This is a genomic window from Vibrio hepatarius, from assembly GCF_011806575.1.
Taxonomy (GTDB): domain Bacteria; phylum Pseudomonadota; class Gammaproteobacteria; order Enterobacterales; family Vibrionaceae; genus Vibrio; species Vibrio hepatarius_A.
This window is the reverse complement of record NZ_JAATOO010000037.1, coordinates 18328-28845: the sequence shown is the minus strand read 5'-3', so window position 1 is coordinate 28845 and position 10518 is coordinate 18328. Positions and strand designations below refer to the sequence as shown.

9 protein-coding genes and 1 tRNA gene are annotated in these 10518 nt (G+C 47.3%); 5 read left to right on the top strand and 5 right to left on the bottom strand.

The features are described 5' to 3' along the window. Positions 1-100: 100 nt before the first annotated feature. Positions 101-177: transfer RNA gene (locus tag HCZ42_RS20240), tRNA-Asp, on the top strand. 695 nt (positions 178-872) lie between these two features. On the opposite strand, the gene HCZ42_RS20235 is transcribed toward HCZ42_RS20240, so the two are convergent. Genes HCZ42_RS20235 through hemC form a run of 4 tightly spaced genes read right to left on the bottom strand, consistent with a single transcriptional unit; the run spans position 873 to position 4954 of the window. After that, positions 873-2051, bottom strand: a complete 1179-nt coding sequence (locus tag HCZ42_RS20235) for a heme biosynthesis protein HemY (protein ID WP_167422505.1) — start codon at positions 2049-2051, stop codon at positions 873-875. Next, a complete protein-coding gene (locus tag HCZ42_RS20230) occupies positions 2051-3262 on the bottom strand; it encodes a uroporphyrinogen-III C-methyltransferase (RefSeq protein WP_167422504.1) in 1212 nt (403 codons plus the stop codon). The genes HCZ42_RS20235 and HCZ42_RS20230 overlap by 1 nt, the downstream gene beginning before the upstream one ends. A 3-nt stretch (positions 3263-3265) precedes the next feature. Further along, entirely contained in the window at positions 3266-4009 is a 744-nt protein-coding gene (locus tag HCZ42_RS20225; RefSeq protein ID WP_167422503.1) for a uroporphyrinogen-III synthase, read from the bottom strand. A 6-nt stretch (positions 4010-4015) separates the two neighbouring features. Next, positions 4016-4954 carry a hydroxymethylbilane synthase gene (gene hemC / locus HCZ42_RS20220; RefSeq protein WP_167422502.1) on the bottom strand — a complete coding sequence of 313 codons (939 nt, stop codon included), beginning with the start codon at positions 4952-4954 and terminating at the stop codon, positions 4016-4018. A gap of 336 nt (positions 4955-5290) precedes the next feature. Here hemC and HCZ42_RS20215 point away from each other — a divergent pair, with 336 nt between their 5' ends. Further along, positions 5291-7819 carry a class I adenylate cyclase gene (locus HCZ42_RS20215; protein WP_167422501.1) on the top strand — a complete coding sequence of 843 codons (2529 nt, stop codon included), beginning with the start codon at positions 5291-5293 and terminating at the stop codon, positions 7817-7819. A gap of 54 nt (positions 7820-7873) precedes the next feature. Here HCZ42_RS20215 and cyaY read toward each other — a convergent pair whose 3' ends face one another. Next, on the bottom strand, positions 7874-8188 hold the full coding sequence (gene cyaY, locus HCZ42_RS20210; RefSeq protein ID WP_167422500.1) for an iron donor protein CyaY: 315 nt from the start codon (positions 8186-8188) through the stop codon (positions 7874-7876). A gap of 75 nt (positions 8189-8263) precedes the next feature. Here cyaY and lptM point away from each other — a divergent pair, with 75 nt between their 5' ends. The 3 genes from lptM to dapF are packed head-to-tail and all read left to right on the top strand — an operon-like array spanning position 8264 to position 10512. After that, the gene (lptM, locus tag HCZ42_RS22205; RefSeq protein ID WP_053410909.1) at positions 8264-8386 is read left to right on the top strand and encodes an LPS translocon maturation chaperone LptM; all 123 of its coding nucleotides are present in this window, start codon (positions 8264-8266) and stop codon (positions 8384-8386) included. Between the two features lie 31 nt (positions 8387-8417). Then, on the top strand, positions 8418-9671 hold the full coding sequence (gene lysA, locus HCZ42_RS20200) for a diaminopimelate decarboxylase (RefSeq protein ID WP_167422499.1): 1254 nt from the start codon (positions 8418-8420) through the stop codon (positions 9669-9671). Positions 9672-9681: 10 nt separating this feature from the next. Further along, positions 9682-10512, top strand: a complete 831-nt coding sequence (dapF, locus tag HCZ42_RS20195; RefSeq protein ID WP_167422498.1) for a diaminopimelate epimerase — start codon at positions 9682-9684, stop codon at positions 10510-10512. Positions 10513-10518 lie beyond the last annotated feature (6 nt).

Below are 10518 nucleotides of genomic sequence, written 5' to 3'. Positions count from 1 at the left end.
CAGAAGTGAAACGAATTAGCGCCGATGGTAGTGTGGGGCTTCCCCATGTGAGAGTAGGACATCGCCAGGCTTTAAATTTAGACTTAGGTCTAACCAGTGCGGAGCGGTAGTTCAGTTGGTTAGAATACCGGCCTGTCACGCCGGGGGTCGCGGGTTCGAGTCCCGTCCGCTCCGCCACTTATTTTAGACCTCAGCAGAAATGCTGAGGTCTTTTCGTTTCTGTCAGGCTATTTTGGTCTTCGACCAACGAGTCCCGGTTGTCCGCAACCCCGGCCGTCCGCCATTTATTCAGACAAAGCCCTAGCAGAGATGCTAGGGCTTTATCGTATATGCAAAGAAATTTGCTCTCCAACCCACGAGTCCAATTGAGTCTATGCCTAGTCACTTCGCCATCTGTTCGGAAACCTCTCTAGAAAAAGCTTCACACTTACTTTAATACTGGAGTCTTTTTGTTTGAGCTTAGGTCTCTTGCTCTTTAAGCAACGAATCATAGTCTCACTTAATCCCACTGCTTTGCGTCCCATTTCACAACCTAGTCTTATGGCTCACTTTCTTCGATCTTGCAGCAGCTAAGCCAGTACCGCTGATCTACCCGCCTTTATCATGTCTTATCTCAAACTATAGCTATTTAGTAATTACTACGGTCATGATGTGTTTACCAACTTGACCGACGAAGGTGCTAGATAGTGAGTGTGGTTAGGTCGTAGATCTACGAAACACTGCGTTATGGGACAAACACCCTATCTATTTAAACAAGATATAGACTTGTTTGATTTGTTGCATTAAACGCTTTCTCGGCAAAATAGCTTTGACAGATCGCAGGTAATAAAAAAGCCGACCTAGCGGTCGGCTTTTTACATGGAGATTTTAACTTACTCTTGAACCAGAGTCAGAGCCTTACGAGAGACTTCGTGAGCTGCTTTGGTTAAGTTTTGCTTCTCTAGTGCATCGGCTAAGTAGGCGTAGTCTGAGACGTTGGAGCGTACCGTCAGCGCTTTTTCAAAGTGCTGCTGAGCTTCGGACCACTTTTCGTTGCGAAGATAGAACTGAGCAAGAGCACTGTGTGCTTCTGCATTGTTGCCATCTTTACGCAGGGTTTCCTCAAGGAAAACAACTGCAGGATGGCTGTCTGCTAAGTTCATCTCTGGTAGTAGTGCATAAAGGCTTGAGTTTGGATGCTTCTTAATATTCTCTTTTACCAGAGTGAACGCTTCGTTATCGGCCTTACGAGCGATAAGTTGTTTCGCAAAGCACTCGACCAGATGACTGTCATTCTTCATTTTACGCGATAGGCTGTTCCAATGAGTAATCAGCCCTTCACTGCCTTTCTGCTCTGCGACTTCGGTTAACAAACCGCACTGCGCTCTTTGAGTCAGTTTGGTCTGTTCATCGGCACTGATTACGTTTGATTTACCTAGTGCTGGGAGTAAATCGAGTAGTGGCTGCCACAGTTTCAGTTCAACATAAACTGTCTTAAGTAAGTTAAGCACGATAGCGTTATTTGGATAGCTCGACTTAAGTGACGATAGCGTGTCGAATGCGGCTGTGTAATCTGCTTCACGGATTTGCTGCTTAGCACGAGTCAATTCAACCGCAAGAAGCGAGTTTTCTTGTTGGCTAGCCAACTCTAGATATTTGTCACGCTTGGTTGCGTCCCCCAATCCTTGAGCGGCTTCTGATGCAACGAGATAGCAAAGCAATGGCATGTCGTGGTGATTTGCCCAACGCGTTGCCTTTTTCTCAGCTTGCTTAAAGTCGCCTTCTAACAGTTTTACGATCGCTTCGTTTGTTAGACGGCGAGAGTGACGCATTTTGCGCACATTAAAGTAGTTCCAGGTTGCCGAACTGGCGTAGAGCGTACGTTTGATCAGAAACTCAAGTAGAAATAACCCCGCAAGTGCAGCAATAACAAAGATGGCCAGCGTCGTTACGCTCATTTCGATGGTCTTGTTGGCGATAGAAATCAGTACATAGCCTTGTTGACCAGAGTATTGGCTACCAACGAATAGACCGGCCCCCAATACAACAAAGAGGAAAAGAATTCGAAACATTATTTTTCCTCCGAGGTTAGAGTTGTCACCTCACGGCGTAGACGGTCACGAATAACGTCTGCAAGCACTGTTTGTGTTTCTAGTTTCACCGGGTATTCAACTTGGATGGTTTGTTTACTTAGAGATTCAAGTGTCTTGTTGAATTCAATGACAGAATTAGAGTCTTGATAGAAGAAGGTACTTGACCATTTATCTGCGGTTGATAAAGCCGTGGTATAGATCTCTTGCTGTTCAACGTAGACAGCTTTGATCGCGGTTTCGATCTTAGCTTTGATGTTCTCTTTCAAATAGAAGTGTTGCTGAGGAGAAAGTAGTGGGATGACATTGCCATCACGAGTACGGAACGTGATGAAGTTTTCTGAGAACTCTTTCAACGAAGTCATCAGATTATCTTGCCAGTCATAGATGTCTTCCGACACTTTGCGTTGTTCTACTTGTTCCGCCTCTGGTAACAAGGCGTTTGCGAGAGGCAGCTGATCGACTTGCTGTTGTAACGCCGTCAAACGCAATACCAGACCTTCTCTATCGACTAATGGTACGGTTTTGAGCTTGGTGATGTCTTTCGCCATCGCCTTACGCAGTGGGACAAGGGTTGGGTCATTGAGTGCGGCAATACGTTGGTCAGCGCTTTCCATCAGTTTGGTTGCACTGAACGCATCGTGCTCCAAAAACAGCTTGCGGCCCGCGAGTTTAACTAGGTAGTCTGCTTCTGCTAGTAACCAATCGTTTGGACGGCGTCCTTTAACATCTGCAATTGCCAACTGTAGGCTTTCAATGCTCTTTTGCTGCTGCGCTAATACTGTTTCTGCTTTATGGGTGATCTCGGTCGCTTTCGCTACCGCGGTTTTTTGCGTGGTTTCTAGCTCTTGTTTCACTGAGCTTTGAGTTTGTTGCAATTGAGCTTGCAGCGCGCTGATTTGCGCTTGGTACTGAGCATCCTTCTGCTGCATGTGGAAAGTCAGACCACCACCGAATAGCAATGATAGGATAATCGCAACCGTCCCTAGTTTAACGCCACGCTTACCTTGTTTCTCTTCAAACTCAGGGGCTGGTTCTGCTTTAGGTGGGGTAGGTGATGCTACGCTTTCTTCGACTTTCGATTCCTTGTCGGCGGAAGCTGCGTCAGCAACAGAGGCTTGCTCTACCTCTTCTGGCGCTGAAGTGTTTTCTTTCTCAGGTTCAATGTGATCGTTTTTATTTTTGCTTGTCATTGTTTATTGTCCTGTTTCAGTTGACCGGAGAGTAGCCAACAAATCTTGGTTTGAAGCACTGCAAGTGTTGATTACTTGCTTGAACCCCAACGAAAGTGCTTCTTGCACAATACGTTCACTCGGTACATACAGCGTTAGTCCTAACACCCACTCTAAGTACTCATCAGCGATCTGAGAGATAAAGTGATTCAGTTGTCCTGAACTGGTGATGACTAACTGCTTAATTTTTCTATCTTGCCAGAACGGTACGAGCATTTCTGAGCGGAAAGTTATGTTTTCCCGCTTATATATCTCTATATATTCTACAACGGCGCCACGACTGATTAGTGTGTCAAAAATGAGTTCGCGGCCGCCATTCCCCCGCAAGATGACGATTCTTTTATTGGTGATGCTTTGCAACGGCTTCAATGCAAGCAGGTGCTCACTGTCACCAACTTGTGGATAGTGTACTTTTTGTCGTGTTACTTTGCTTAAGACATGTGCAGTTTTTTGACCAACGGCAAGGTACGTGGCCTTAGTTGGCCATTGAGACATGTTGTCCGCAAGCGCTTGATTGGTCAAAGTAACCGCGTGTTGACTGACGGCAATAATGATATCGAACTGGTTCAGTTCATCAGCAATACCGGAGAGGGAACTCCCCGGTACGATTTTTATGAGAGGAAGATGAAGGGCACTTATCCCTACGTCATTGAGTTGTTGGCATAACGTGCGTCCCTGCTCATCAGGTCTGGTGACCAACACTGCCATACTGGATTACTCGTGCTCAGCGTATAGCTTAGTGAGGATTTCCTTCGCGCCATCATCAAGCAGTTGGTTGGCCAGTGTAACGCCCAGCTCTTCGGCTTGGCTTCTCGGGCCTTTGATTTCGCCACGAACGATCTTAGAGCCGTCAGGTTCACCAACTAAGGCACGTAGCCAAATATCATCGCCGTCGATCAGGGCGTAGCTGCCGATTGGCACCTGACATCCGCCTTCTAGGGTTAAATTCATTGCGCGCTCACACAGTACGCGGTCAGTAGTTTCTTTATGACTAAGTGGTTCTAGCAATTTGATTAGGCGTTCGTCGTCAAGACGGCATTCAATGCCTACTGCGCCTTGGCCAACAGCTGGAAGAGACTGCTCTGGCTCGATAAAGCTGCGAATGCGCTCTTCCAACTTAAGGCGTTTAAGGCCTGCTGCCGCCAATACGATAGCGTCGTATTCACCCGCATCCAGTTTACCTAGTCGTGTGCCTACGTTGCCACGCAGCTCTTTAATGACTAAATCTGGGCGGTATTCTTTTAACTGGCACTGACGGCGCAGGCTACAAGTGCCCACAACCGCACCTTGTGGTAGGTCGTCTATCTGGCTGTATGTGTTTGACACAAACGCATCACGTGGGTCTTCACGCTCACAGATTGTCACAAGGCCGAGCCCTTCTGGGAAATCAACCGGCACATCTTTCATCGAGTGAACCGCTAGGTCTGCACGACCTTCCAGCATAGCCACTTCCAACTCTTTTACGAACAAACCTTTACCACCCACTTTTGCTAGCGGGGTATCTAGGATGACGTCGCCTTTGGTAACCATAGTGACCAACTCAACCTCTAAGCCAGGGTGAGCAGCTTGCAGAGCGTCTCTAACGAAGTATGCCTGCCAAAGGGCGAGAGGGCTTTTGCGCGTAGCGATACGAATAGGGGTAGTTTGAGTCATGATGTTCTACTGGTTGATTCAAAGTAATGGCGTAATCCTACCATTCTGAATCGAAAAGTATTACTGCAATATCCTCAGGATGAATAGTTGTACTGGGGTGATTATGAAATCATCAAAAGAGTGTGATCTATGTCTCGTTTGGACGAAAGGCTATTATAATAAAAATGGGTTCCGTACCACACTAAGGCGAAATCGACTTACAGCGGATAGTTATGTCGATTCGATCGTACAATTCTTTACCAATTGAAATAAAAGTGTTAGATTGATCACGTTTAAGCGGTGCTTTAGACTGATTTTTCGTCAGCACACGATAGGTATTTAACCAAGGAATATCCCTTGCAGGTTTACACTAAGACTTTAATTCAGAGACTTGATAATCTGAACCAGCAACGCACTGAGCGTGCGCTGGCGCTTATGGACTTGCAAAGTCAGCGTGTATTCCATCTTATTCCTACTCTTCTTCACTTCAACCACCCTGCGATTCCTGGCTATTACGACAATCAAGTGCCTTTTGGTATTTGTCAGTTCGAGCTAAATGAAACTCAGCGACAGTTTGTCGAAGACACAGAGTTGACCCTCGGTCAGCCGCTGGTTTCTAGCGATAATCCATCGATTTTTGGTCTGTACACTATGGGGAGCACTTCCTCGATAGGACAAAGTACGTCCAGTGATTTGGATATCTGGGTGTGTGTGTCGTCGAGCATGTCTCAAGATGAGCGCGAGTCACTGACCACGAAATGTTTGTTGATCACCGATTGGGCGCAAAGCCAAGGTGTTGAAGCGAATTTCTTCTTGATGGACGAAGAGCGATTCCGTTCAAATCACTCCGAAGAGATGACAGGTGACAACTGTGGTTCATCACAGCACTTGTTGCTATTGGATGAATTTTACCGTAGCGCGGTACGTCTTGCGGGTAAGCGTCTGTTGTGGCAAATCGTGCCACCGGAAATGGAAGAGTGTTACGACGAATACGTCAATGACCTGTGTAACAACGGTTACATCGATTGCAGTAACTGGATTGACTTCGGTAAGCTGAACCGAATCCCCGCTGAAGAGTACTTTGGCTCTAACTTGTGGCAACTCTACAAAAGTATCGACTCGCCGTATAAATCGGTCCTAAAAGCGATTCTGCTTGAAGCCTACTCTTGGGAATACCCGAATACCCAACTTTTAAGCTTAGACACCAAACGCCGCTTCTTTACTCATGAACCAGACCTGTATGGTATGGACGCGTATTACCTCATGTTAGAGAAGGTGACGCGCTACTTAGAGCGAATCGGTGATGAAACTCGTTTAGACCTCGTTCGTCGCTGTTTCTATTTGAAGACACACGAAAAGCTCTCGCGTGAACCGAGTGTTGGCTCGGTTGAATGGCGCCGCAAAGCGTTAGGTGAGTTAGTGACTCAATGGCAATGGGACGAGAGCGTTATCCGTGAACTGGATGACCGACGTAACTGGAAAGTTGAACAGGTCAAAGTGGTGCACCACGCGTTACTTGATGCTTTGATGCAGAGTTACCGTAACCTGATCCAATTTGCTCGCCGTAACAACATTACCTCGGCGATCAGTCCACAGGACATTAGTGTTCTGGCGCGTAAGCTTTATGCGGCATTCGAAGTGCTGCCGGGCAAAGTCACGCTGCTAAACCCACAAATTTCTCCAGACCTGCACGAACCCGACTTAACGTTTATCGAAGTAAGACCGGGCAGAACCAATAAGCAGGGCTGGTATCTATACAAACAACCGCTAACGCCGCATCGCATCATTGGTCGTGCGCCGCTAGAGCATCACGAATACCTCAGTAAGCTGGTCGCTTGGTCTTTCTTTAACGGTTTGATTACCGAATCGACACGCCTGCACTCGGTAATACGAGAAGCACACTTAGACATCGACAAGTTTTACCAGATGGTGAGTGACTTACGTAACACCTTCTCGTTACGTAAGCCGCGTCCGACCATGCAAGCTCTGGCTAGCCCTTGTGAAATCAGCCAGTTGGCGATGTTTATTAACTTTGAAAACGACCCAACGACAGAACTTGCAGGCAAATCACTCAAGCTCGACCCGAAAAACACCGATATCTTCAGCTTTGGCCCTGAGCAGAAGTGCTTAGTGGGTAGTGTTGATCTGGTTTATCGTAACTCGTGGCAGGAAGTGCGTACCTTGCACTTTAAAGGCGAGACGTCGATGCTGGACGCGCTAAAAACCATACTGGGCAAAATGCACCAAGATGCGGTACCACCAGAGTCGGTGGATGTGTTCTGCTACAGCAAAAACCTACGCGGTGTGATGCGCAATATGGTTTATCAGTTGTTGGCAGAGTGTATCGACCTGCGCCTTAAGCCGGTCGAGCAAGAAAAACGTCGTCGCTTTAAGGCGATGCGTATTGGTCAGCAAATGTACGGATTGTTCTTCGAGCGTCGTGGTGTATCGGTGCAGATGCTGGAGAATTCGGTCGACTTCTATCGCAGCATTTCAACTAACAAGCTCAAGGGCTCACCGTTGTTGATGTTGGACAAAGAGCAAGACTACCAACTTCCGGACGCGGTCGACGGATTTGCCAGCGAAGGTCTGATCCAGTTTTTCTTTGAAGATAACGATCAAGGTTTCAACATTTACGTGTTAGACGAGTCGAATCGTGTTGAGGTTTACCACCAGTTTAGTGGTGAGAAAGACGAGATGATCGCTAGCGTAAACAGCTTCTACACTTCGGTAAAAGACGAGAGTACCGTTTCGTCTAAGTTTATTAACTTTAACTTACCGCAGTACTACCAAATTATTCATCCTGAAGACGGCGAACCTTATATCGTGCCGTATCGTAGCGATAGCACGGGTTACCCAAAGTCGGGCAAAATCGTGAATGCATAAACAAAAAGGCCATCGTAACGATGGCCTTTTTGTTAACGTCTTTTAGCGAGTGGCTTAAGGCCATTCGATCTCTTCGTCAGCGTGCTTTTCACACTCTTCCTTCACCATAGCGATCAGCTCTACGCCCGTCTTAGAACAGATCCATTGTTCTTGTTGGTATGAAAAGTGGAAACCGCCTGATTTTGACGCCAACCAGATCTCTTTCATTGGCTCTTGGCGGTTGATAATGATTTGACTACGGTCTTCAAATTCCAGTGTCATTACGTTGCCAGACACTTCGTAATCGATGTCCGCTCCTGAATCATCAATCATTTCTTCGATGATTTGCATTTGAACATCTACCAACTGATGAAATTCAGTCTCGTTCATCTTATCTATCCTATTGCTTTTCCTGAGTGTGGTGCGATTATAGGGGGCATTGGAAAAATAATCACGATTGAACCTATGAAAAAATCAATCTTAGCTCTGTTTATTGTTTCGGCTCTTGGCTTGGCTGGCTGTGGTCAAACTGGCCCACTTTATATGCCTGAAGAAGCACCACAGAACGAGCAACCTTCAAACAATTAACAAGTAATATCAGAATATAAGGGAAAGCACTTTGGATTACTTCAACTATCAGGATGATGGCCAGCTTTGGGCCGAGGATGTCGCATTATCTGATTTGGCTCAGCAGTACGGCACACCACTCTACGTTTATTCGAGAGCGACTCTAGAGCGCCATTGGCACGCCTTCGACAAATCGGTTGGCGAGCATCCACATTTGGTGTGTTATGCGGTTAAAGCGAACTCGAACTTAGGCGTACTGAATGCACTAGCAAGACTGGGTTCTGGCTTTGATATCGTATCGGCAGGTGAACTTGAACGCGTGATCGCCGCAGGTGGCGATGCGAGTAAAGTGGTGTTCTCCGGTGTAGGCAAAACCGAAGCTGAGATGAAACGCGCTCTAGAGCTTGGTATTAAGTGTTTCAACGTTGAGTCTGAACCTGAACTTGAACGTCTAAACAAAGTGGCGGGTGAACTGGGTGTGATCGCGCCGATTTCACTGCGTATCAACCCAGACGTTGATGCTAATACACACCCTTATATTTCCACTGGCCTGCGTGATAACAAGTTTGGTATCGCGTTTGACCGTGCGCCAGAGGTGTACAAGTTTGCCTCTAGCTTAGAAAACCTAGATGTAAAAGGTATCGACTGTCACATTGGTTCGCAGTTAACCGACATTGAACCGTTCATCGATGCAACGGACCGTTTACTGGCACTGATCGATGATCTTAAAGCTCAAGGCATCCGCATCAAACACTTAGATGTTGGTGGTGGCCTAGGCGTGGTTTATCGCGATGAACTGCCACCAGAGCCATCTGAGTACGCGAAAGCGCTGCTTGGCCGTCTGGAGAACCACCAAGACCTAGAGCTTATCTTTGAACCGGGACGTGCGATCGCGGCAAACGCGGGCGTACTTCTGACCAAAGTGGAATTCCTTAAGCATACCGAGCACAAAAACTTCGCGATTATCGACGCGGCGATGAATGACCTGATGCGTCCAGCGCTTTATCAAGCTTGGCAAGATATCGTTCCGGTCAAGCCACGCCAAGGCGAAGCGGTGACTTACGATTTGGTGGGTCCTATCTGTGAAACGGGTGACTTCCTTGGTAAAGACCGTGCGTTGGTACTTGAGCAGAACGATTTACTGGCGGTACGCTCAGCTGGAGCCTACGGTTTTGTGATGTCTTCGAACTACAACACTCGTGCTCGCGTGGCGGAAGTGATGGTGGATGGCAAGCAAATTCACCTTGTACGTCAACGTGAAGAGCTGTCCAGTCTATGGGCGTTAGAGAACATTCTGCCGGAGTAATTGGAGCTTTATGCATTTCCATTTTTCTAAAATGCATGGTTTGGGTAATGACTTCATGGTTGTGGATTGCATTACCCAGAACATTTTTTTCTCACCGGATTTGATCCGTCGCTTGGCGGATCGTCATACCGGAATCGGCTTTGACCAGCTACTGGTGGTTGAAGCGCCTTACGATCCAGAAACCGACTTCCATTACCGCATCTTTAACGCTGACGGTAGCGAAGTTGAGCAGTGTGGTAATGGTGCGCGTTGTTTTGCCCGCTTTGTACGCATGAAAGGGCTGACAAATAAGTACAGCATCAGCGTGAGTACCAAGAAAGGCAAGATGATCCTCAACATCGAAGAAGATGACCAGATCACGGTGAACATGGGTGTGCCGGAATTTGAACCGAATAAGATTCCGTTCAAAGCGAAGCAGATGGAGAAAACCTACATCTTGCGCACCGAAGAGAAAACCTTGTTCTGCGGTGCCGTCAGCATGGGTAACCCACATGTGGTGACTGTTGTCGATGACGTAGCGACCACTGATGTTGATGCGCTAGGCCCGCAACTTGAGTCTCATGAGCGTTTTCCTGAGCGTGTAAATGCTGGCTTTATGCAGGTGCTTAATCGCAATGAAGTTAATTTACGCGTCTACGAACGTGGTGCGGGTGAAACGCAGGCGTGTGGCAGTGGTGCGTGTGGCGCGGTTGCGGTCGGTATTGTCCAAGATCTATTGGATGAAGACGTTGTGGTTAACCTCCCAGGCGGTTCGCTAAAAATCAGCTGGCAAGGTCCGGGTAAACCTCTGTTTATGACCGGTCCTGCAACACACGTTTATGATGGTCAGCTAAGCTGTTAGAGAGTG

Bases quoted from the DNA above. Each gene is read 5' to 3' on its own strand.
- HCZ42_RS20235 (WP_167422505.1), bottom strand. From the start codon at position 2,051: ATGTTTCGAATTCTTTTCCTCTTTGTTGTATTGGGGGCCGGTCTATTC.
- HCZ42_RS20230 (WP_167422504.1), bottom strand. From the start codon at position 3,262: ATGACAAGCAAAAATAAAAACGATCACATTGAACCTGAGAAAGAAAAC.
- HCZ42_RS20225 (WP_167422503.1), bottom strand. From the start codon at position 4,009: ATGGCAGTGTTGGTCACCAGACCTGATGAGCAGGGACGCACGTTATGC.
- hemC (WP_167422502.1), bottom strand. From the start codon at position 4,954: ATGACTCAAACTACCCCTATTCGTATCGCTACGCGCAAAAGCCCTCTC.
- cyaY (WP_167422500.1), bottom strand. From the start codon at position 8,188: ATGAACGAGACTGAATTTCATCAGTTGGTAGATGTTCAAATGCAAATC.
- lptM (WP_053410909.1), top strand. From the start codon at position 8,264: ATGAAAAAATCAATCTTAGCTCTGTTTATTGTTTCGGCTCTTGGCTTG.
- dapF (WP_167422498.1), top strand. From the start codon at position 9,682: ATGCATTTCCATTTTTCTAAAATGCATGGTTTGGGTAATGACTTCATG.